At 70.1% G+C, this 22,812-nt stretch carries 14 protein-coding genes and 2 pseudogenes; 6 read left to right on the top strand and 10 right to left on the bottom strand.

Features of this window, described 5'->3' with window-relative positions; all coding sequences use genetic code 11:
• The first annotated feature begins 87 nt into the window (after positions 1-87).
• A complete protein-coding gene (locus tag ACWIX3_RS21775; RefSeq protein ID WP_448609433.1) occupies positions 88-1,944 on the top strand; it encodes an AAA family ATPase in 1,857 nt (618 codons plus the stop codon).
• Between the two features lie 154 nt (positions 1,945-2,098).
• On the opposite strand, the gene ACWIX3_RS21770 is transcribed toward ACWIX3_RS21775, so the two are convergent.
• Both ACWIX3_RS21770 and ACWIX3_RS21765 read right to left on the bottom strand, forming a co-directional pair.
• Positions 2,099-4,315, bottom strand: a complete 2,217-nt coding sequence (locus ACWIX3_RS21770; protein ID WP_448609432.1) for a DUF3427 domain-containing protein — start codon at positions 4,313-4,315, stop codon at positions 2,099-2,101.
• Between the two features lie 118 nt (positions 4,316-4,433).
• A pseudogene (locus ACWIX3_RS21765) lies at positions 4,434-4,766 on the bottom strand (phospholipase D-like domain-containing protein); the annotation flags it as partial.
• 777 nt (positions 4,767-5,543) lie between these two features.
• On the opposite strand from ACWIX3_RS21765, the gene ACWIX3_RS21760 reads away from it, so the two are divergent.
• On the top strand, positions 5,544-5,867 hold the full coding sequence (locus tag ACWIX3_RS21760; RefSeq protein WP_448609431.1) for a hypothetical protein: 324 nt from the start codon (positions 5,544-5,546) through the stop codon (positions 5,865-5,867).
• A complete protein-coding gene (locus tag ACWIX3_RS21755) occupies positions 5,864-6,835 on the top strand; it encodes a hypothetical protein (RefSeq protein ID WP_448609430.1) in 972 nt (323 codons plus the stop codon). Before ACWIX3_RS21760 ends, ACWIX3_RS21755 begins: the two co-directional genes overlap by 4 nt.
• Here ACWIX3_RS21755 and ACWIX3_RS21750 read toward each other — a convergent pair.
• The 3 genes from ACWIX3_RS21750 to ACWIX3_RS21740 form a co-directional block, all read right to left on the bottom strand.
• Positions 6,832-7,563: a DUF6308 family protein gene (locus tag ACWIX3_RS21750; protein WP_448609429.1), complete on the bottom strand. Its 732-nt coding sequence runs from the start codon at positions 7,561-7,563 to the stop codon at positions 6,832-6,834. The two genes, ACWIX3_RS21755 and ACWIX3_RS21750, sit on opposite strands and share 4 nt — an antisense overlap.
• Positions 7,564-7,747: 184 nt before the next feature.
• Positions 7,748-13,648 (bottom strand): DUF4011 domain-containing protein, encoded by a 5,901-nt coding sequence (locus ACWIX3_RS21745; protein WP_448609428.1) that lies wholly within the window; start codon positions 13,646-13,648, stop codon positions 7,748-7,750.
• 204 nt (positions 13,649-13,852) lie between these two features.
• Positions 13,853-16,069, bottom strand: coding sequence for a PGN_0703 family putative restriction endonuclease (locus tag ACWIX3_RS21740; protein WP_448609427.1), 2,217 nt, complete (start codon positions 16,067-16,069; stop codon positions 13,853-13,855).
• A 935-nt stretch (positions 16,070-17,004) separates the two neighbouring features.
• Between ACWIX3_RS21740 and ACWIX3_RS21735 the strand changes: the two genes are divergently transcribed.
• Positions 17,005-17,810, top strand: a protein-coding gene (locus ACWIX3_RS21735) for an IS5 family transposase (RefSeq protein WP_448609426.1) whose coding sequence is annotated in 2 segments (ribosomal slippage) — positions 17,005-17,344 and positions 17,344-17,810 — 807 coding nt in all. Because the reading frame shifts where the segments join, the coding sequence is not laid out codon by codon here.
• Positions 17,811-18,218: 408 nt separating this feature from the next.
• On the opposite strand, the gene ACWIX3_RS21730 is transcribed toward ACWIX3_RS21735, so the two are convergent.
• From ACWIX3_RS21730 to ACWIX3_RS21720, 3 genes and pseudogenes are all read right to left on the bottom strand, one after another.
• On the bottom strand, positions 18,219-18,467 hold the full coding sequence (locus ACWIX3_RS21730; protein ID WP_448612515.1) for a hypothetical protein: 249 nt from the start codon (positions 18,465-18,467) through the stop codon (positions 18,219-18,221).
• A 196-nt stretch (positions 18,468-18,663) separates the two neighbouring features.
• A pseudogene (locus ACWIX3_RS21725) lies at positions 18,664-18,879 on the bottom strand (HD domain-containing protein); the annotation flags it as partial.
• 76 nt (positions 18,880-18,955) lie between these two features.
• The gene (locus ACWIX3_RS21720) at positions 18,956-19,543 is read right to left on the bottom strand and encodes a DUF6642 family protein (protein WP_448609425.1); all 588 of its coding nucleotides are present in this window, start codon (positions 19,541-19,543) and stop codon (positions 18,956-18,958) included.
• A gap of 174 nt (positions 19,544-19,717) precedes the next feature.
• Here ACWIX3_RS21720 and ACWIX3_RS21715 point away from each other — a divergent pair, with 174 nt between their 5' ends.
• Together ACWIX3_RS21715 and ACWIX3_RS21710 are read left to right on the top strand one after the other, a co-directional pair.
• Positions 19,718-20,479 (top strand): endonuclease/exonuclease/phosphatase family protein, encoded by a 762-nt coding sequence (locus tag ACWIX3_RS21715; RefSeq protein ID WP_448609424.1) that lies wholly within the window; start codon positions 19,718-19,720, stop codon positions 20,477-20,479.
• A 99-nt stretch (positions 20,480-20,578) separates the two neighbouring features.
• On the top strand, positions 20,579-21,298 hold the full coding sequence (locus ACWIX3_RS21710) for a DUF6884 domain-containing protein (protein WP_448609423.1): 720 nt from the start codon (positions 20,579-20,581) through the stop codon (positions 21,296-21,298).
• Here ACWIX3_RS21710 and ACWIX3_RS21705 read toward each other — a convergent pair.
• Together ACWIX3_RS21705 and ACWIX3_RS21700 are read right to left on the bottom strand one after the other, a co-directional pair.
• The gene (locus tag ACWIX3_RS21705; RefSeq protein ID WP_448609422.1) at positions 21,276-21,728 is read right to left on the bottom strand and encodes a hypothetical protein; all 453 of its coding nucleotides are present in this window, start codon (positions 21,726-21,728) and stop codon (positions 21,276-21,278) included. The two genes, ACWIX3_RS21710 and ACWIX3_RS21705, sit on opposite strands and share 23 nt — an antisense overlap.
• A 101-nt stretch (positions 21,729-21,829) precedes the next feature.
• The gene (locus ACWIX3_RS21700) at positions 21,830-22,294 is read right to left on the bottom strand and encodes a hypothetical protein (RefSeq protein ID WP_448609421.1); all 465 of its coding nucleotides are present in this window, start codon (positions 22,292-22,294) and stop codon (positions 21,830-21,832) included.
• Between the last annotated feature and the right edge of the window lie 518 nt (positions 22,295-22,812).

Genomic DNA, 22,812 nt, shown 5'->3' with positions numbered 1-22,812 from the left:
TATGTGCAGACCTTGACCGACAAGGCCAGAAGAGCGGTTCGGTCGGCTAAGCCGCGGGTCTCTGAACCCGCCAGAGGAAGGAAGGGGATGCCGCAGCTCGAACGCCCGATTCCTCAACCATTCGTCGGACGGATCGGACTGACTGCACCAGACGCACTCCTGAAGACGGACGACGTCTACATCGGGCAGTGGTACGCCCGGGAACGCGACTTCGTGGTGATCAGCTGGGCCGCGCCCGCTGCGGACGCCTTCTACGGCCACGGCCCCGGTGCGGATCTACTCGGCGACGTACAGATCACGCGGGCTTTCACGCCGCGCGGGGACGACATTGTGGGGTACGACGACGAGCGCCGAGACTCGGGAACTGGTGCGACGGCTTTCGATCGGAAGACAGCGTTGGTGGTGCCACGGCCGCCGACGCGCCGCCCGTCTCCGGATGTTCCCGTTGCCCACGGGCACCCGGAAAGTCCTCCACATCAGAAGCCGGTAGGCACTGAGCCGGCTCGGCGAGCGGTCCCAGCCCGAGGGCCGGTCCGCGAGGTTCCACGGACGATCAGTCCTCTAGTCGCTGACGCTACAACCTTGCGCCACAAGGAGGCCCTGCTCAGAGCTCTGACCTCTCCTCGGCGGGCGGAGCTCCACCAGGTGTTGGCGACGCTTCAGCCTCGCCAGCACGCTCTGGTCAAGTGGGATGCGACAGCACCGCTCGTGATACAGGGGCACCCCGGCGCTGGGAAGACCATCGTTGCGGTCCACCGCGCCGCCTACCTGGTACACCCAGCTCGGGAGGGCGCCCCGGTCGCGGGCAAGGTGCTCCTGCTCGGTCCTACCAACAACTACGTGAAGCACACGACGCGAGCGGTTCGTGACCTCGTGCCGGATGGCAGGGTCATCGTGCGCAGTCTCGACGAGCTCTTCCGCAAGATCCTTCCGGACTTGGGCGATCAGCACGGTGAGGCGGACGACGAGACCTACCAGGACTTCGATCGAGAACTCTGCACCTTGGTCGATTCGGCAGTGGACATGCTGCGTCGGCGAGGTCGACTTCGCGAGACGGAGTCGAGGTCGGAGGCCGCGCGCGTTATCTATCAGGAGCTGAAAGCCAAGGCGGGCTTCGCGCCGCCGGACTGGATCGCCTATCTGCGCGCGCTACCGGACTGGAGCACGGCTCTGCGCAGTCAACGACTGTCGCCACTGGTGGCCTACTGCGCGCTTGCCTCTGGATTGCACCGCTTCGAGTCGCCAGGGCACGTCGTCGTTGACGAGGCCCAGGATGTGCGTCCGATCGAATGGCGCATCCTGTGCCTACTGGTGCGTCCGGACGCCGGCTGGACGCTCGTCGGCGACATGAACCAGCGTCGCTCGGATCACAGCAGCATGTCCTGGCAGCAGAGTCTGGACTTCCTCGATCTGCCCGCGGACACGCACATCGAGGACTACCGGAGCGTTTTCCGATCGACGACGGCGATCCACAAGTTCGCTGGCCAGCTCTTGCCGAGACACGAGCGGCATGGGGTGGCGGTGCAAGACGAAGGACGCCGTCCCATCACCTGGAAGGTAGGTCCGGACGAGATGCCCACCGCGCTGGTCACGGCAGGGGCCAAGCTCGCACGCGAACACCGGGGCGGCACGGTAGCGGTCATCGGCGTGATGCCCGATCCGCTGCGCGAGGCATTCGTGAGACACGGATGGAAGGCACGCGCGTCAGGCAGCGATGAGTACTCCGATGGGGAGTTCACAGTGCGGGTGCTTTCAGCGAATGACGCTCGCGGTTTGGAGTTCGACGGTGTCGTCGTAGCCGAGCCGGCCGAGTTTCCCAAGAACCTGGGGAGGCACGGGCTTCTGTACACGAGCCTGACGAGAGCCAATCGGTCGCTTGCGGTGGTGCACTCGAAGGGACTCCCTGATGAGCTCCGTCGTGCTCCCGCGGATCGACTCGACTGAGCTCTCGACGCCGTCGAGCAGGCGGCCCTCGAACAGGGAGGTGGCTGAGGCGTCATTCAATGGCACCGGATGGCATGCATGATTGGTGGAGCGTTTCCGTCGGAGTTGAGGCTCAACCCTCCATTCGCATGGAGCCTTCAACGTCGGCTTGCTTTCATGCCACCTTTGCAGCGTGGAAAACGTCGGCCGGCAGGGCGTGATCGAGTTGCCAGAGGATCCGCATGGGGCGCTCGCCGGTGTGGGACACGTAGGACATCGGCCCGGCGTATAGGTAGGGCGGCGTGCCGAGTGTCCCGTCCGCCGTCTTGGACTCGCGAACGAACAGGTGCACCGACGTGCCCATCTCCCGGTGGTTGATGTAGCGCTGCCCAGTCTGTGACCGCTCGGCCGTCGCGTTCTGCGACTCCCACTGGAACAGCGTCGGCGTGATGGCGTGGTCGGCGTACATCGTGGTGGGGGAGAAGTGCGCCTCCGTCTTCTGCAGGGTCACGAAGAAGACGTCCGCCTTGTCGCCCGGCATCCAGCGCACACCGGAGCCCCACGTGCCGTTGAGGTCCTCGAGTCCGAAGGCCGCCAGCGCCTCGTCGCGGCTGTAGCGGGCATGGATGTGCAGCGGACGGTCGCCGGCCTCGCTCAGCGGGCGAGCCACCCGGTGGATCCGCTCGTGCAGGACGTCGCTCAGCTCGACGAGCTCTTGAGCGCGGCCCCGATTAGCCAGGAGTCGAGCGAGCGACTCCTCGACGCTGCTGAACGGCGTGCGAGAGCCGAACAGCGAGAAGTGCAGCATCGCGGCCAGCCGCCGGAGTCGAGCGCTGGTCTGCGCTGCGGTGTCAGGCCGCGCGGCTGACTGGAAGAACCGCAGCCGCTCGAGGTCGTCGACATGCAGCATCCGGCCGAGCGCGGCACCTAGGGCTGCGTCGTCCGGCCCCGGCGCGTCGTCGACCCAGCCGGCGGCACGCTGCAGGTCCAGCCAGCTGCGGCCGTTGCCGCGGTAGAGGTCCTCGAGTTCGACGCCGGTCTCCGCGAGGAAGCCGGCCAGCGACGGCGACTGTTCGCGCTTGGCCTCGCTGACCAGCCCCTTCCACGACACGCTCAGCGACTGCTTGATGTTGTCGAGGACGATCCGCTGTGCCACGCGGTCGAGCTGGATGTGGCACCCGGCCGGCAGGGTCGGGAAGCCCTGCTCGACGTCGCGCTGCAGACCTCGTCGCGAGCTGCCGGTCAGCGCGCGGAAGCGCAGGTCGAAACGGAACTCCTTGTGCTGTGCGCCGATGAAGTCGAGGACCGTCAGGCAGGCCTTGTCCTCGGCAAGGCGCAGGCCGCGACCCAGCTGCTGGAGGAACACGGTCGCGCTCTCCGTTGGCCGGAGGAACAGCACCGTGTCGACGGTCGGGATGTCGAGGCCCTCGTTGAACAGGTCGACGGCGAACAGGACGTTGACCGTCCGGTCGCGCAGCGCGGCCAGTGCTGCGGCCGGCTCCTCGCGAGTCGACGTCGACGTCACTGCGCGGCTCGGGATGCCGGCCTTGCTGAATTGGTCGGCCATGTACTGCGCGTGCTGGACGCTCACGCAGAAGCCGAGTGCCCGCATCCGGCCGGGGTCCTCGACCTTGTCCTTCACCGCCTGCAAGACGAGCCGGACGCGGTGGTCGTCGCCGGTGTAGACGTTGGTCAGTTCGGCGGTGTCGTATCCGCGGCCGCGCTGCCACCGCAGCTGGTTCAGCGCCACGTCGTCGTGGATGCCGAAGTACTGGAACGGCGCGAGCAGGCCCTGGTCGAGCGCCTCCCACAGCCGCAGCTCGACGGCGGTGCGTCCGTCGAACCAGGTGCGCACGTCGGCGCCGTCAGCCCGCTCCGGCGTCGCCGTCAGACCGAGCAGGACGGTCGGCTTCAGGTGCTCGAGCAGTCGCCGGTACGTGGCGGCCTCGGCGTGGTGGAACTCGTCGACGATGACGACGTCGAAGTGCGTGGGGTCGAGGTCGTCGAGGTCGAGCTGGTTGAGCGACTGGACCGAACCGAACACGTGTCGCCACTCGCGGGGCCGCTGACCGCCGACGAACAGCTCGCCGAAGTCGCCCTGACGCAGCACGTGCCGGAACGTCGACAGGCTCTGGGTCAGCAGCTCCTCGCGGTGGGCGACGAACAGAAGCCGGTCGACCATGCCGCTCTCGCGCAGGCGTCGGTAGTCCAGCGCAGAGACCACCGTCTTGCCGGTGCCGGTCGCCATCACGACGAGGTTGCGCCACCGGTTGTGAACGGTCCGCTCGGCGTCGAGCGCCTCGAGGATCTCCCGCTGGTAGCCGAAGGGACGGACATCGAGCGTAGTGATCTCGATGGGGAGGTCGGACGGACCGCCGCGCTCCGCAGCCAATGCCGCGGAGGCGGTCGCCGTCGCGGTGCGGCTCGTAGGTCTCGAACGACGGGTCGAGCCAGTAGCTGTCGAAGGTCTCGGCGAACGTGGTGAGCAGGTGCGCTTGCTCGACGTTGGACAGCCGCACGTTCCACTCGAGGCCGTCGGTCAAAGCGGTGCGGGAGAGGTTCGACGAGCCGACGTACGCCGTCGACAGGCCGGTGGCACGGCGGAACAGCCATGCCTTGGCGTGCAGTCGGGTCGTCCGGGTTTCGTAGGAGACCTTGACCTCGGCGCCGAGCTCGACCAGGCGGTTCAGCGCGCGCTGGTCGGTGGCGCCCATGTAGGTGGTGGTGATGACGCGCAGCCGGCCGCCGCGCTCGCGCAGCTCGCCGAGCTGCTTCTCGATGACCCGCAGGCCCTGCCACTTGATGAAGGCGCACAGCAGGTCCACCCGGTCAGCGGAGGCCATCTCGCGGCTCACCTCGTAGCCGATGCGCGGCTGACCGCGGCCGTTGACGAGCAGCGCGCTCGTGGACAGCGGCACGGCCGGCCGCTCGGGGAACGTTGCCGGGCCGGGCGTGGGGGAGGGTGGGGCAACGGCGAGCAGTGTGCGCGGCGGCTCGACGACGGCGTCTTCGGGAGCGGCGGCCTCAGGAGCCAGCGCGGTGATCGCCTTGACTATGTCGTTGGCGAGCTGCACCTGGCGGCCGACCGCCGCCCGGTCGCTGCCACCAGCACTGCGTAGAGCGCGGGACGCCAGTTCGGCGATGTGGCGAGTCAGCGTCTCGTGCGCGTTGACGGGGTCTAGTTCGCCGAAAGAGACAAGGTCGGAGTCCGCGCCAGCGAGTCGGCTGGTCAGTGCCTCAGTCAGCAGGTGTTCGTAGACGCCCGGCGTCAGGTCTGCCACGGACGGACCGTAACCGGAACGCCACTTCAAGCTAGTGGTGCCACTCGGGAAGAAGCACGCACAGCAGTCGGATGACCGCGGCCACCCCAAGTGCTGCAGGCAAGCCGCGGTGGGGCTCCGCCGGTTGCTGTCGCCGGTATGCGACGACTTCGCGGAACGGGTCCTCGGCACCGATGTGTCGCACTACTTCGCCACGGGTGCGCAGAACTCGATGCACTTTCTGGACTGGTGAGGTGGATCGGGCCCTCTCGAACTGATGAGGATGCCGTCTGTCGGCTTGATGCGCCGGGTCGCTCGTCGATGTCCTCGGCAGGCGAAGACTCATGACAGGGGAGTGGTGTGGTCACCGAGGCGCGGACGAGCGAGGGCTTCGGCTTCCTGGGGCGGCTGAAGAGCGTCGCTGTCACAGCAGGGGAGCGGGTCGCGGACACAGAGGCGGGCAAGAAGCTCGCACCCGTCTTCGAGCAGGGGAAGAAGGTCACGTCTGAGGGGCTCAAGGTCGCCGCCCATGTCGGCGAACAGGCACACGAAATCGCCACGCAGGCCAAGCTGTGGGCGGAGCAGCGCGCTCTCGTCGAGCAGATGCTCGAGGTGCTCACGCTGCAGCAGGGGCTCATCGAGGACCTCCGCGCGCGCGTCGCCGTCCTCGAGGGCGCCGAGTGACCCCGCTGGCCGAGCGGGTGGAGGCGCTGAAGAAGCGACTGGAGCGCCTGGGGGCGACGGCGCTTCCCAGGGACGTCGTCAGTCGCAGGGTGGCTGACCTGCGAAGGGTCCCGCCGGAGACGTGGGCAACGGCCGGACTGGCGGTCGACGGCTACCTCGCCGCAGCTGAGGACGAGTGGCCACCGGAGGTCATCGAGGCGCTGGAGCGGCTTGGGTGGGCTGGAAACTGGAACCCCCGGGCGTTGGGCTTCCTCCTCGCTCCCGTGGACAGCGCCTCGGCTGGCGGCTTCGTGAACGGCGTCAAGGGGACGTTGTTCGAGGACGTCGTGGAGCACAGGGCCGAGGCTGGCCTGCTGGACCTCCCGGAGGGAGCTGACGGCCTCGAGCTCGCTGAGAAGCTCAACCAGCCGGGATGGGACGCCGAACTGCTCCAGGACGACGAGGTCGTCGGCGTCGTGCAGATGAAGGCCACCGGATCCGTCGACTACCTGGCGGAGCACTTCGACAGATATCCCGACATCGAGCACGTCATCGCGACCAGCGAGGTTGCGGAGGCGGCGGCTGCGCGAGGGATGGACGTCATCGACGCCGGGGTCCAAAACGCCGACTTGACCGCGACGCTGCAGCAGGCGGCCGGGTCCCTAGACGCAGGAAGCCTCGTACGCGAGTGGATCCCGGTCACCGGCCTCAGCATCGCGGCTCTCCGCGCCCTCAAGGCCCACCGTGGCGGCGCCTCCGTCGAGGAGGTGAAGTCCATCCTCGCTGAGGAGGGCGTCACGCTCGTGGCTGCACACGCCGCCGGACTGGTCGTCGAGACGGCCACTGGGGTCGTGATCCTCCGCCCGGTGACGAGTGTGGGTGTCCGCCTGGCTCGTCGCCGCTACCTCATCCAAAATGAGGCGCGAGAGGACCTCGCTCGCCAACGCTCGCTGGGCGAGGCGCTCGCCGAGCGGGCTCGTGCCTGCTAATTGGCGTCATTGCCAGACGTGCCGCTTGGGTTCCTCCCGTCTTCGTCGTCCAAGGCGCTGAAGTCCTCATGAGGCGGGTCGGCCGTACGAGAGCCACGCTCCTCTTCCTGCGTGACAGGCCCTGCTTCGTCCTTGCCCTCCATCCACGCCACCACGTCATAGACCCGGAGCAGCGACACGGACGCCGACACTTCCACCTCCTGGCGCAGGCCGATCAGTCGGTCCTGTAGGCCGTGTTCCCGGAGTTCGAGCCGCAGTGGCTCCCACTGGCGCTTGTAGCAGTCGGTGACACGGGCAACGACCGAGTCGTAGATCGGGACGAGTCGTGGGCGCTTCCGTGCGCACAACTTGCTCGCGATGGTCGGCCCGACGCCGGGAAGGCGGCGCAGGGCTGAGTACAGGCGCCAGGCCGACCACTGCTCGTTAATGGCGCTGTCGACCTCAGCGAGGTCGTGGTCCGGTCCGATGTCCCTCAGGAGGGACTCGAAGCGATTCGCCGGATCCAGGAGCAACTCACGAGCAGCCATCGACGGGACGTAGACCGACAGGAAGCTCACTGCCACGAGGTCATCGGCTGTGAATCGGTATGGGTCCGTCGTCTCCCAGTCGTCGAAATAGGAGCCGGTGTATCGCTGGCTGCCGCACAGGCTGTAGTAGGTCCGCAGGTAGCTGACCGCTGTGTGCGTGTTGTTTGGATCCCTCAAAGCCTTCGGCAGGCGGTATGGCACAGCGGTTCCTCATTCGTGTGGGCGAGATTCGTGTGGATGCGGTGTCGGCGTCGCTGTCGTGGTTGAACGCCCCAGCCCTCACTCCCGCGTCTCGTGGAGCGCAGCGATCAACCAACGCCTGACTGCCGTGCCCAGACGAGCGGTCACGCGAGCAGTGGGTCGAGTGGACCGACGTGGGTCCGCGTCATCCGCCAGTGCTGAGAACCAGGCCGTCGTCCTCCCGAGCCAGCCGGCCCGTCGCCAGCTCGTGGGCAAGCGCTACCTCCAGCACACCGACCTGCGCAGGGGTGCGCCGGCGGTAACCGAAGACCTCCAAGGTCTGGGCGAACAGTTCGTCCTCGGACATGCCTGCAGCGGCACGGCACAACGCCACCATCGCGTTGCCGATTTCCTCGGGAGCGACGTGTTCCAGCGGCCGGTCACTGCTCGAGGCCTGTCGACGGAAGCCCGGCCAGGTCGACGCCTGGCCGGCCTCCGGCCACACGAAGTCACCGACCCGCAGTGAGGCGGGGATGAGCCTGGCGATGGCGTCCTTCCGCGCCTGAGCCACACGCCCGAGACCGAACGCCGCCGCGGTCAGCCGCGTGAGCCGGTCCAGGTGGATCGGCCCCTCGGCGCGTGCTCCCGCCAGCAGCGTCGTCCGCACGACCTCTGCCGCCCGAGGGACGGCCAACTGGTCCAGCACGCTGCGGTCCCCGACCCGACCCGGCTCCCAAGGGACGAACGCCGTCTCGCCGTCGAGCGTCGCGACCTGTTCGCCCATCTTCTTCGGAGCGGACGGGACGGGTCGAACCGAGGCAGACTCCGCCGCCTTCGGCACGGAGTCCGACGGGGAAGGCGGTCCCGACGGGCGCTGAGACGCCTCGGGCGCCGGCTCCGGACGGGTGTCAACCGCGGCCACCAGTCGGTCCAGCACAGCGTCACGGTCGCTCAGCCACGACGGCAGCCACACCCGCTCGACCGCGGGCCAGTTGAGCATGCCCTTGAGGACATCGACCGGGAGCCCGTCCCGGTCCCCGACCGTGCCGCGGCCGGCCCACGCCGGCCCGTCCAGCAGCACGGCGACCACCGGCTGCTCGGGGGCGGCGGGGCTGGCGAGCGCCAGGTCGACCTTGAAGTCGGACAACCCGACGTCGCTCCGGACCACCAGGCCCCGTTCCTGCAGCGCTGCCGCGATCTCGTCCCGGTGACGGTCGGGCACCGACGACGCTCGACCGTTCTGAGGGAGCGCGTCGGTGCCCTGCGCCGCCAGGTCCAGGTAGGCGCGCAGGTGCTTGATCCCGACGGACGACGTCTCCTCCGCCCTGAGCTGCGCGGGGTCGAAGCTCGAGAACACGACCACCTGGCGCCGCGCACGGGTGACCGCGACGTTGAGCCGGCGCTCACCGCCGGCGCGGTTCAGCGGCCCGAAGTTCAGCGGCAGGACGCCCCGCTCGTTCACGCCGAATCCCGTCGAGAACAGGATGACGTCGCGCTCGTCACCCTGGACGTTCTCCAGGTTCTTGACGAACAGGCCCTCGCCGTCCGTGCGCTCGAGCGCCTCGGTGAGCCGTTCGTCGCCCGTGTCACGCAGCAGCGCCTCGATGTGGGCCCGTTGCTGCTGGTTGAAGGTGACCACCCCGAGGGACGGGACCTCGGCGGGCGAAGCGGCGAACCGACGGCGAATCTCCGCCACCACCGCCTCGGCCTCGACCGGGTTGGTGCGCAGCAGCTTGCCGCGACCGGACCGGTGGAACTGGCCGTCCACGCGCATGAGTGCGACACCTCGACCGTCCGGCCCCGCGGACGCCCGCCCGTGCACCGGTGCGGGGAAGGACGACAGCCGGTTCTCGTAGTACTGACGGTTGCTGAACGCGATGAGCGACTCGTCCTGGCTCCGGTAGTGCCAGGAGAGCCACTGTCGCGGCACACGTGCCTGGACGCACTCGCTGAGGATGCTCTCCTCGTCCTCGACGACGGGTTCCAGCCCGTCCTCGGTGACGTCGTCGTCAGCGCTCCCCGACCCCGCCTCGGCGAAGGTCGTCGGCGGCATCTGCTTGCTGTCGCCCACGACGACCGCAGTCTTGGCGCGGCCGAGCGCACCGATCGCGTCCGCGACCCGGATCTGCGACGCCTCGTCGAACACGACTACGTCGAACAGGCCCGCGAAGGCCGGGAAGAAGCGCGACACGGAGTCGGGGCTGACGAGCACGCACGGCATCACAGCGGTGATCAGGTCGCCATAGGTGGTCAACAGGGCACGCACGCCCAGACCGCGCCGTTGCTTGGCGAGTTCCCGCTGCAGCGCACCGACCCGCCCCAGGCTGTTGGTCGCGTCGAACGGACGGCTGTCGAGCACCTCTGCGGGCACTGCCGACCGGAGGTGCTCGCGCACCGCACGGGACGCGGCGGTGAACCGGCGGATGGCACGCTGGTGCGTCGCCGGGTCGAAGGTGTCGAGCCCCGTGGCCAGACGGCGCTCCTCCACCGAGGTCTCGGCCAACCCCCGGTCGAAGGCGCGCACGGCGTCGTCCGCCGGAAGCGTGCCCGCCACGAGCACGTCACGGGCCTCGGTCAGGCCGGCCGAGCGCAACGGCTCCACGGCCGCGAGGAAGTCGACCCAGCGCTGCAGTGACGGGAGGCCGGGCTGTTCCACGGCACGCTCCCGCTGAGTGACCGCCCATCGGGTGAGCAGGCCCTCATCGCCGGCCCACGATCCCAGGCGCTCATCCCCGGCGTGACAGGCGGCGAGCAGCCCGGAGAACGCGTCCCGGGCCCGGCCGATCGCAGCGGCGGCCGCGGGGTCGACGACCGGACCGGAGGCCAGCAGCGCCCTCAGCGCACCGGGGAAGCCCTCCTCGGACTCCACCGCCGCGCCGGCACGGCGCAGCCACTCCACCTGACGGTCGAGCACACGTCGGCCGGCGTCGGTGAGCGGGTTCCACGCCGGCGGCACCGCGAGCCCGGGGACCACACCGGCACGCTCCGCCAGCCCTCGGACGGCGCTCTGCACTTGCAGGAGAGCGGCGGCCAGCGCGGGAACCGCCTTCGGTTCCACGACGGCATCCGGCCGGAGCGCGGGGGCCAACTGGTCACGGACGGCGATGAGCCGCTTCTTGCGACCGAACCAGCTCGACGCCGCGGCTGCGGTGGCCGCGGCGTGGATGTCGGCCAGGTGGAGGTCCAGGGCAGCGGGGGTGGCCACATCGAGGCCGGGATGCGCCGCAGCCACGAAGGCGGCGACCTCTCCTGCGACGGCGCCTGTTGCCTGGTCCCACCGCGAGGAGCGCGTTTCGTCCAGGACGTCGAGACCGACCGCGGGTCCGCCCAGCAGTTGGGCGAGGGCGTCCAGGTCACGCGAGGTCCGGACGGCCCGCAGCGTGGTGGCCAGTGGGCCGTGCGAGGGCAGGCCTGCGACAGCGTCGTCCACGACCCGGGCGGCCTGCTGCACTGCGGAGACGTCGACTGCACTGGTGTCGACGAACGCCCAGGGGTGTCCTGGCCGAGGCCGGGTCTGGTCCGCGACGTCCGGCAGGCCGGCGAGCAGCTCTCGCAGCGCCGAGGTGGCGTCGACCGTGGTGGAGGCCACGAAGGAGGTCGGCACCGGCAGGGCCGGGATCTCGGTTCCTGCCGTCAGGAGTGCGGTTCGTGCCGTGTACAGCGACAGGCCGCCGCCGTTCTCCTCGTGCAACCGCTGCGCGTAGCGGCCGAGGCTGCGCCGCGATGACCGCAGGTCCTCGCGGTCCGTGGACAGTCCCTGGGTGTCGACGTCGACCGCATGGTCGAGTGCCTGGCGGATCTGGGCCCGGACGACAGCTGGCTTGCTGCCCTTGTCGTGCAGGTCCAAGGCGAACGGGCCCATGCCGACCGCTTCGAGCCGCCGAGCGACGACGTCGAGCGCAGCGCGCTTCTCCGCGACGAACAGGACGCGCTTGCCATCGGCGACCGCACGGGTGAGGAGGTTCGTGATGGTCTGCGACTTGCCGGTACCGGGCGGCCCCTCGAGGACGAAGGTCCGCCCGGCCGCGGCCTCGGCGACAGCCCGCAGCTGCGACGCGTCACCGGGCACAGGGCAGCGCGCGCCCAGGTCGTCGAGGTCGACGTTCTCGGCGCCGGTGGTCACCGGGTCGACGTAGGGCTCGGTGGGTGCGTGCACCAGGTGGGCGACCAGCGAGTTGCTCGTGAAGTCCGCCCAGTGCTCGTCGAGGTCCTTCCAGAGGCGGAACTTGGCGAACTGCAGGATGGCGAGGTCCCCCGTCGGCTCCACCCGGTAGGGGAGACCGCGCTCGGCCAGTGCCACGCGCATGGACTCGAACGCGCCGTCCAGGTCGATGCCCGCGCCGTCTTCCGCCGGCTCGGCCAACCCCGGCACAGACAGGCCGTGAACCTGGCGTAGCTTCTCCAGCAGGCAGTAATTCGGGGTGCTCGTGCCGGACTCGTCGAGCGTCAGGCGGTAGGCGCTGTTGCGCGCCGTCGGGCTGAGGTTTACGGGCACGAGCACCAGCGGCGAGCGCAGCGGCCGGCCGTCCAGTTCCCACACCAGGCTGCCCAGAGCCAGGTAGAGGTTGTTGGCGCCGGTCTCCTCGACCACGGTCTTGGCTTTGTAGGCGAGGTTGCGGAACCGGGTCAGGTATGCGGCCTCGGTCACGTCGGCGAACACGGCCCGGCGCTGGTGCAGGATCTCGGCGAGCTGGTCCTGGGGGAGTTCGCGGGCCGACCGCAGCCCCCGCGCCCGCTGCACCTCGGCGATCTGGTCGGAGGGCAGCATCGTGATCGCGGTGCCCTCGTTGACCATGTCCTCGAGAGCGGCCAGCGAGTCGTCCGGAACGGTCAGGGCCAGTCCGGATCGTTCCGTGTAGTTGATCAGACGGTTCCGCAGGCTCAGGTCGAGCAGAGCGTTCTTCCACTGCTGGACGCGCGCCGGCACCTCCACCCGGCCGGTGGCCGCGGTTCCGGCCGGCTTCGCCGGCACGGGCCGGGCCGGTGTGCTGTGCACGGCCGGCCGGTACTCCACCACCTGGACCGTGCCGTCGGCGTCCCTGGTCCGGGCGGGCAGCGGAACGATGCGGTCCTGCCGGGCCCGGTGGACGTCGACGACACCCAGGACACGGTCCAGGTCTCCGGTCAGCCAACGAGCGTAGGCAGGGCGATGGAGGTCTGGAAGTGCCGCGCCGTTGCCGCGCTCGGTCAACAGCGTGGTCTCGATAAGGCGGACGAGGCCGAGGTCGATGAGGTTCACCAGCGGTGGGATGTCGGTGGTGGCCGCGCTGTCGACCGGTCGTTCCTCCCGCCAGTAGCCCAGGAAGGCATGGCCCTCGGCGATCCAGAGCATCGGCCGGATGCCGGCCTGCTCGAGTGCCGCGGCCAGGACGACGACCGTGTCCAGACACGTGCCGATGCGCCCGTCGAGGACATCGCCGGGCGTACGCACCTTCTGCCCGATGTCGGCCCAGCTCGCCGGCGGCTCGCTGTAGCGGATGCCCCGCCGGTACATGGCCTCGGTCAGTGCCGCCACGATTTGGTCGACCCGCTCGGGACCCGATTGGTAGCCCTGGACAGAGGGGCTGCCGGTGCGCTCCTGGAGCAGGTCCGCGGCCTCGTCGACCAGCGTCGTGATCGACGGGTGGTTGGGCAGCACGTGCGCCGCGAGCATCTCCAGGGCCAGCGACGGCGGCGTGGCCAGCCACTGCTGGGCGGCCAGCAGATGGACGGGAACCGCCTGCCGCGCGAGCGGGTGGTCCCCTTGCACCACCTCCACCTCGATGGTCCCCGGCCGCTGCTCCTCGATCTGCAGCATCGCTGAGGGGTCGAGGCGGAGTGGCACGTCGGTCAGCACGGTGGTGGCCGACTCGCCGAGGTCCGCATGGAGCTGCACGGGACTGCCGATCGCCCCCTCGGCATCGCGCACCGAGAGGCGGATGGTCGCCCCGGACACGGGAGCTCCGGCGTTGCGGACCGCGACCCGGGACACCACGGGCACCTGGTTGTGTGCCAGGGCGTAGCTGAGGACCCTCGTGGCGGTGACGTCGACGGACACCGGTGATGCACTCGCTCCGCTCGAGCTGGGGACGGCCTGCTGCGGGAGAGCGTCCGCGGTGTCACTCATGGCGATTTCCTACCTGCTGTCTGTGACGGATGTTGGAGCGGCGCGAGTGCCTGATGCGGGTGGGACGCAAGCGGACGTCGAGGTTCCGCAAGCCGATCCGCGAATCTCGGCGTCCTCGCTGTACGAGAGGAAGAGCTCATCCGCGGCCAGCGCTGGGAGTGCAGCGGTGAGGTGCACAGGCCCCGACGTCCGCGGTCAGGTCCGTTACGCGACGCCTTCTCCATAGCGGGCGACGTACTCGTCCGAGGTGACCCTCGGGTCGCAGAAGACGGCCGGGTCCAGGTGCTGGAACCGGTCTGGCCGGCGCAGCAGCCGCGTCCAGACCTCGTCGACGGTCGCGCCCGCCTGGCGGTGGCTGTCCCGGGTGAGGCTGGCCTGGTAGGCGCTGTTGGCCGGCGGCAGGACGTGCACGACCCGTACCGCCGAGGCGCCCAGCTCTCCTCGCGCCTCCAGCTCATGCGCGAGGAGCTGCTGGCGCATCAGCTGGTAGAAGGGCTCTGCCAGCATGTCCTCGAACGGGACGACGTCGGTGCGCAGCGGACCGTCGTCCGCCGCCCACAGGTGCTGGTAGCGCTGCCGCCGCATGGCGTCCTTCACCGGGTCGGCCGGGCGACCGCGCCGGTACTCCTCGGTGTACTTCCACTCGACGAGCGCCAGCTCGGTCTCGCCTTCGGACGTCTGGTACAGGAAGGCCGCGTCGACACTGGTGTTCTGCGCACCGCGGGTGCGGCTGCCGCCCCGCGCCTCGCCCAGGACGTCGGCCGGGCCGATGAACTCGAACGTCAGGTGACGTCCCGGCTCGATGGGCAGCACCTCGGCGACGTTGAGGACCGCGCCGAACGCCTTCTGCAGCCGAGCGGGGTCACGGACCATGCGGGCGAGCGCGTTGACGCACTGCACCTGCGAGGACAGCAGGTGGTTGCCGGGCCCGGCGCCGTGGCCCCGGTGCCAGGGGATACCCAGCTCGGCGAAGAGGGACAGCGCCTCCTCGCGGACGTCGGGGAGCAGGTTGGCCGTGGCGTGCTCGACCGGCAGGCAGAAGTTCAGCGGAACGGACGACGGGCCGCCCCAGTACGGCGCCGGGCGACGAGCGTCATCCGGCAGCGCGGCGGTCCGCTCCTTCCAGCGGACGGCGGTGGCACGGCAGGCGGTGCGGAAGGCGTCGTCACCCGTCCTGGCGGGCTCCGTCCACTCGGCGAGCACGGTCCGCTCGACGGGGGACACCACGGACGGGCTGACGTCCGGGCCGAACCAGTCGGTCACGGCCTGCACCGACCAGGCGACGTCGTCGGCGAGGGCGGCCAGCAGGGCGGCGCTGTACCGGGACAGGGCGACCTGGCCGTCCGCGTCGGCACCGACGACCAGGTCGAGGACCAGGCGGGCCGCCGACGAGGCGCCGAGCCTCTCGGTGAGCACGTCCCGGTAGGCGTGCGCCCAGGTCAGGTAGTCGAGGCCCTGCAGCACGAGGAGGGCGTCGTTGTTGGTGACCAGCTTGGTCTCGACGACGCGCAGGTCGCCGTGGCCGTCGAGCCCCAGGAGGTCGACGTAGCCGCGGCTCCACCGTGCGGGCGTGTCCCGGGGACGCCAGGCCGGCACCTCGCGAAGCGCCGGCTGCTCGATGCCGACGAGGTCGGGACGGCGTCGCAGGACGGCCTGCAGCCAGTGCTCGTCGAGACGGTGCAGGGAGCCCTCGCCCGGCTGGAGACGCCGGGCGATCCCCGCCTCCACCGCGCTGCGCACCTCGGCGAGCTGCTCGTCGGTGAGCCGGGTTCCGTGGTCGAGTGCGAGTGCCACGGGTGCGCGGTCGTCGGTGCTGCCGTGGATGCCGGCTAGGACGCGGACGCCACCCCGGCGGCCGCGGACGGACAGCACCCGCTGCCCCATGTAGTGCCAGGAGCGCTCGTTCTGCCGGTGTGCGGGGTCCAGGCGAGGGTCACGGGTCGCCCAGTTGACGAGGAGGCCGACCGCGCCGGCACGGGCGCCAAGGTGCAGGGCGGTCGACGCGACTCTGAAGTCCGCGCGGACGTCGCCGTCCTCCAGACGCGCACCGAGTGCAGCGACGGCAGCCGTCCGGTCGAGAACGGGTGCCGGCCGGGCGGTGACCCCGTCGTGCAGCCACAGTTCGGGACGGCGCGCGTCGCCGAACCAGGGGATGCGCTGTGTGGTGGCCGTGGAGTGGTCATGGGGGAGGGCCAGGACGAGCCGGCGGTCACCGGCCCAGGTCATGCCGTACGCCAGCGCCAGCTGGACGGCGTCGCCCTCCTGTGGTCCGGCGACGACGAGGAAGCGGGTCGCGTTGGCGAAGTAGGCGAACCGGTCGGACCGGCCGTCGGGTGAGCGCTCCGGGACGCCGATCGCTGCCGCGATGGTGGGCGCGACCTCCTGGTTGAAGGAGGTGCGTTCGAGGTCGCCACGCGTCACGGTCGGTTCCTCACAAGGTGCGGTCTGGGCCCGACGAACTGCCGGAATGTAGGTGGTCCGGCCCTGCGCCGTCGTCCTCCAATGGGGTGTCCGGGGCGCGGCTGCGCAGCTGGACGGATGGGACGCGCGGGTGCTCACGAGGTGCCCGGGTGCTGACGTCTGGACTCGGTGCACCACCTGCTCGACCGGCGCTGTGCGGACCTCTTCGCCGCCTGGGCGGACGAGGAATGCGCCGTCGCCGCGCAGTTAGCCAGTGCTGCTGAGCGGATCCGGGAGTTCCTCCCGACATCCGAGCGGGGTGCTGAGTGGGCGCGGGTGCTCGCGCAGTTGGAGAGCAGGGGTGCGCGCAAGCGTTGACCGCCCCCGCTTGCGAACGAGGTCAAGAGCAACGGCACATCGCAAGGACGCGGAGCCGCATGCCGCAGGACGGGCACAACGGGGTCTCGTGGAGCGTCCGACTCGTCTGAGCGCCCGCGTTGACCTTGATCACCATGGCCGGCTTCGTGCCCTTGGTGGCACGTCCGTCCCGTGAGGGCAAGCGCCAGCGGCGAGTCAGCACCTCGGCGACCTGGGCCTTGGTCACGTCAACTCCATGCGCGCGCAAGAGCGCGGCGAATCTCTTGTGACCCATCTGCGGGTTGGCGTGCGCGACACGGCGGATCTCCGATGCCAGCTTTCGAGGAACTGGACTCGTGTCGGTCGCGTGCCCACGGGTGCCGGCTGTCGCAAGAGGCCGCCCGAGGACGGCTGCGACCTGGGCCGGGGTGACCGGAGTGCCGGCCCTCGTGAGCGAGGCCGCGAGGCTCCTAGCGTCAGCTCGGGGGTCGACGCGGGCGGCGGTAAGGATCTTCTTGCGCACCGACTTAAAGATCGTTTCACTTTGACCTCGGCGTGGCTGCCGTAGGACGTGGCCGGTCCTGAGCAGGCTGGCCTGGGTGATCGAGGAGCTCGTGCCCGACGGGCTGTGGGAGCGGATCGCTCCGCTGCTGCCGCCGCCCAAGCCCCGTCGCCACCGCTATCCGGGCCGCCGGCCGATCGACGACCGGACCGCGCTGGCCGGCGTCGTCTTCGTGCTCAAGGCCGGCATCACCTGGAACCAGCTGCCCACGTCCCTGGTCGGCTGCTCCGGGGTGACCTGCTGGCGGCGGCTGCGGGACTGGACCGAGGCCGGCGTCTGGCCGGCGCTGCACGAGCTGCTGCTCGCCGAGCTGCGCGCCGCCGGTGTGCTGGATCTGGACCGCTGCGCGGTCGACGGCTCCCACGTGCGCGCCCTCAAAGGGGGGACCAGGTCGGCCCGTCGCCGGTCGACCGCGGCCGCCCCGGCTCCAAGCATCACCTGATCTGCGATGCCGGCGGCATCCCGCTGGCGGTCACCCTGACCGGCGGCAAGCGCAACGACGTCACCCAGCTGATCCCGCTGGTCGAGGCGGTGCCGCCGATCCGGGGCCGGCGCGGGCGCCCGCGTCGTCGACCGCGGGAGCTGTTCGCCGACCGCGGCTACGACCACGACATCTACCGCCGCCGGCTGCGCGCTCGAGGCATCACGCCCCGGATCGCCCGCCGCGGCGTCGCCCACGGCTCGGGTCTGGGCAAGCAGCGCTGGGTGGTTGAACGAAGCTTCGCCTGGCTGCACGCGTTCAAGCGGCTGCGCACCCGGTATGAACGCCGCGCCGACATCCACCTGGGGCTGCTTCAGCTGGCCTGCGCCTTGATCTGTTACCGCCGGCTTCGGTCGTTCTGAAACGCGTTGTTAGGGACGGAGCTCGAGGAGCTTCGAGCCGATGGCGCCCCGCCACTTCGCCCAGGCGATCCGGCGGCGGCGCTCCGGCCACCGCCAGCCCGGGACCGTGACGTCCAGGCGGTCCTGGCGCTCAAGCCCCCATCGCGGCGAGCCGACCGGGTGGTCGACAGGCCTAACGACTGGAGGTCCCACGGAGCCTGCCGTTCGACGACCTCGTCGTCCGGTGAGTCATCGGGCAACTCCCGCGCGTGATCCGCGAACCAATCCCCGATCGACCTGGCCACCTGACCTCCTCCGAGCGCTGGTGGTCGAAGATGATCACAGCCCTGTGACAGGAAGGACCGGTCAGACAGTCGTCCGTCGAGGTCGACCCGAACGGGTGACGGCAGGCCCGGAGCCTCGTTGCCGCTAGGGCATCTCCTCCGGTACGGCGGACCGCTCGGCTCCAGCAGCAATGAGCAACTCGTCGACGGCACGGTGCAGTGCGTCGGCGATTGAGCTGCCGGACAGCCGCGCGACGACCGCCCTTTCAACGCTCGTGTAGTACCAGAGCAGCTCCTCGCGCGAGGCGTTGAACGTCGACCAGAAGCCCTGCCCGTACCGGCGGACGTCGGCCGCGATGCACAGCCCGTTGTGCGTCTTGTCCGCGGCGGTCACCAGAAGCGCGTCTATCGGCTTGTGCGCCAGGCCGGCGACGTACGGACGCTTGCGCTCGGCCCACGTCCCGCTGCGGTTTCCGTCGACGTCCAGACCGTCCGAGCACGCCCGCAGGATGTCGGCGACGGCGTCCCCGAACCGCGACCGGATGTCGCCGAGTACCGCACCACCCGGTGCCCGGCCGCGCGTCCTCGACCGCGTCGTGCAGCAGCGCGGCGATCGCTTGGTCCTCGCTGCCGCCGTGCTCCATCACCAGCGCGCTGACGCTCATGAGGTGCGTCATGTACGGCACCCGCGAGCCCTTGCGCAGCTGCGCCCGGTGGTGGCGCGACGCGAACAGCAGCGCCTCGTCGAAGCGCTCGGTCAGCGGTCCGCAGCCCAGCCCGCGGCGGGTCTCCAGCGTCGTGGTCACTCCTTCTCCTTCAGGACGGCGGTGACGATCGCCGCGGCGTCCGCCGGCACGGTCGGTCCGCCGTTGAAGCAGGGCGCTATTCCGTCGTGCGCCGCGTTGGTGACACCCAGGTCGCCGTCGCAAGACGCAGACCCAGCCCGTCGGCGAAGTACGGGTGGCGCTTGCACAGGCGTGTGTGCAACTTCCGGATGTCCACGCTGTCCAGCAGTTCGGGCAACAGCGTGAAGTCGAACGCGGCCGACTCCGCCCAATCCACCGACTTCGTGTAGCCCGCAATCGCATGTGCCCCTGTGGTCTCCACAAAGTCGCGCAGCTCCTCCTCGGAAGCGGCCATGGTGCCGCAGGACCCGAAGTAGACGACCCGGTCGGCCAGTCGTCCGGGGACCATCGCGGCGATCTCAGCGAGACTCAGCGAGTCGCGGCCGAGATGGACCTTGCCGCGTTCGCCGTGATACGAGAGGTAGGCGAGCGGGAAGGCGTCGTAGCGCCGTGTGACCCACTTGCGCAGGTAGTACTCGAACTCGTCTGCCGTCGCCGCATTTCGGTGGATGAGCCGGTCGCCGCGCATCGTCGTGAGCATGTCGAGCCCCGGCCGCACGCACAGGCGCTCGACGAGGGAATCCCCCCAGTCGCCCTCGAGACAGAAGATCCCCTGGTTCGGCATGCCCGCCAGGATGAGCAATGGCAGTAGGCCCCTGAGCGAGGCGCGGCCGATGTGAGACAGGTGGGTCTCGTGAGGGAGACGAGGTGCCGCAGGGTGACTCGCCAGCTCGCCTCCCGGCGAGCTCGCTGACCGATGCGAGGGTCTCGGCCGCAACCCCAACGACCGAGGAGCACCGTGCGCATTGGTACCTGGAACCTGAAGCTCTGCCCGACCTCGACCTCGGAGAGGGGACAGGCCATCGCCACTTGGATGGATGCGCAGGCCGTCGACGTCTGGTTGCTCACGGAGGTGCACCGGGACTGGGACCCGCGAGGCGGGCGCCTCGTCGTCGCCCCGCCGCGTGGGATCGACAGGAAGGAGAAGCGGTGGGCCGGGATCGAAACCGCGCTCCCGCTAGGCGAACTTCGCACGGCCGGCGGTGCGGAACACGCGGGTGACGAGGCGCTGGTCCTGGCACGTCTGGAGCTGGGGGAGTCGTCCGTCCTCGTGGCCTGCTCCGTGCTTCCATGGCGGGGCGCCGGCGACTACTGGCCGGGACTCCCCTCCGGTCAGGCCGCACAGTTCCGTTATGTCCTCGACCAGCACGTCGCCCGGATCCAGGCCGGGCGGCTGCCAGGCGAGCCCCTCATCTGGGGCGGCGACTTCAACCAGCAGTTGGGCGCTCCCTTCTGGGGCGCGACCGTCGGCGGCGCGAAGGCGCTCCGCTCCGCAATCGAAGGGCTCGACCTCGTGGCGCTGACCGAACGGGCCCAGCACCTGAACCCTGAGGCCTACGCGATCGACCACCTGGCAGTCAGCCCCGAACTGGTGGTGCAGCCGGTCGCCGACGTCCATCGTCCCGGCTGGGATGGCCGACAGTTGAGCGACCACGCGGCCTACACCGCCGAACTGCGGATGCCGACACGCTCAGCGCAGGCTCCCGCGACGGGCCCGTGACCTGCCCGTCGTGTGGGGCGACCTGGACCTGATCCGCAGCGTCCGTGCCAAGGGCGTCGCCCAGCGCCTGGCGACGGCTGCCACGAGATGAGGGACGACGTGGAGTTCGTCTTGAACGGGACCCGGTACACACTCGACGTCGAGACCGTCCGCACCGCCGTCCGCGGCCGCGCGCCGGACGAGGTGAGGGAGCACTGGGTGGACGTCGATGGCGTCCGCTGGCCGCCGAAGGAGGTATTGGCGCTGGCGACCGGCCTCGACCGCCGCGAGTTCACCTCGCACACCGCGCTGCGGCAGCTCCAACGTCTCGGCTTCCCGACGAGCGACTGGGGTGCCTCCAGTCGGGAAGCAACTGGTCCGGCTCAATTGTCGCGGAAGTCGTCGGCTGACGTCGTCCTGGTCGGCTGCTCCAGCCGTAAAGCGCCGACGGCCCGGCCAGCGGCTGACCTCTTCATCGGTGCTGCGTTCACCAAGGCGCGTGACCTGGCGCGCTCCTCCGGAGTTCCCTGGTACGTGCTGAGCGCCAAGTTCGGCCTGCTGGAACCGGCGGAGGTCGTCGCGCCGTACGACGTCTATCTTCGGGATCAGCCGGCGTCGTACCGGACGGCGTGGGGCGCCTGGGTCGTCGCCCAGCTCGGTACGCGGCACGACCTCCCTGGCGCGGCGGTCGAGGTGCATGCCGGCCGGGCGTACTGCGATCCGCTGCGGGCGCCGCTGGCCGCGGCCGGGGCCACCCCCGTCGAGCCGCTCGCCGGGCTCGGGCTCGGGCAGCGGCTGGCCTGGTACGCGCGTCCGCCTACGACCGACGACTCCCGCTGACGCCCGGCCCATGCGTCGTGCCGGACGTGCCTCTGAGCAGTTCCTCCACCCGTGCGAGTCGCAGTTCGAGATCGGTGATGCGGTCGGCCAGGTCGGTCAACCGGGGGAATACCAACCGACCTGCTGGCGCGGCGTCGAGCATCTGCTCGACGGACCGGCGGAACGTCGGATCCACACGCAACTCCAGGGCCTCCCTCCTGGGGGCGCCGCGGCTGCGGAGAGCCGGGTCGAGCACCTCGAAAGCGATGAGCTCGGCAGCGTGTCTGGCGTTGTCATCGACGAGGAGGTCGCTCTCCCACCACTGCACATAGCGGACGTGCTCGACGTTGATCCCAACCGCCGAGGTGCCGGTGACGACGCTGCTGTCTCGTCGCACGAAGTGCTGGACGAGACGGTTGTTCAAATTCCCGGCGATGCCCACGTAGGCCACCCAGGCGCGCTCCGTCTCGCCTCCGTACATGGCGTAGAGAGCGGGAACCCGCGGGACCTCCGCCCATCGGGCTACCTGTCGCGTCACCGCTGGACCCTTGCTCATCGTCCTGCCGTCCCCTTCTGCCTTGTGGCGACGTCCCGGATCCTCTGAGCGAGATCGGCATAGGGAACGGCAGGACCGGCGAGGGCCTCGACTCGAGACAGCCGCATGCTCCGCTGCCCAGTGCCGGCGACCACGTGAACGGGCAGGACCCAGAACGACCACTGCGCGATGTCGAGTGCGTCGTAGTCGTCGTGCTCGGTAGCGGTCAGGACGGCGAAGACGTACGCGTCGGCGTTGTACGAGTTGGCGGTGCTGTAACCGTCGGTCGGCGACCAGGTCCGCGCGCTGAGCCCGCCGAACACCACCGTCGACAGTCGCGACTGCTCCCACGCCTGCAGATACGCACCGGACTTGACCTCCAGCCGGATGCCCTCCGGTGTCAGGACGTCGTAGGCGTCCCACTCGATGCGCGGCTTGCTGGCGGCACCGACGGCTCGGGCGACGAGGAACTCGGCGAGCACGGATCGCACAGTGTTCGCCCTCAGGTCCGACATGCACCACGCCCAGAGGTCCCGCAGCGCTGCGCCGGTCCCGTCGATGGGCTCACTCCCGGTGAGAAGGATTGGCATCGGCGGACTGCCCCAGGTCGTGCTGCTCACCCGGACACACTCGCCGATGAGGACTCGCTCGGTCGGGCACCGCGCCGAGCCTCTGCCTTGACACACGGCTCGTTCACCGCCCGTCCCACTGGTCGCGCATTCCAGGGTCAATGAAGTGGACGTCGTCCGCCCGGTAGGGGCACGAATTCGGACGGCTGAGTGGTGGGCTTCCGGGCACGGCGCTGTGTCGACTCGCCAAGACGGCGCCCGCGTCGTCCGTGTCGGCGCCGGCTGCTAGCCGGCGTCGTTGTTCCGAGCCCGGCGGGCCGTGCCGATACAGGAGAGGCGACGCCTCGCCGAGCCAGGAGCCCCGACGTGCCCAGGTCCACCGCGCCACGGTCCCGCTCCGGGCCGAGCAAGGGCGCCCGCACCGCGAAGGG

Source organism: Geodermatophilus sp. URMC 60 (assembly GCF_053502585.1).
The sequence above is the reverse complement of the archived record's forward strand: the minus strand, read 5'-3'. Positions and strand labels throughout refer to the sequence as shown.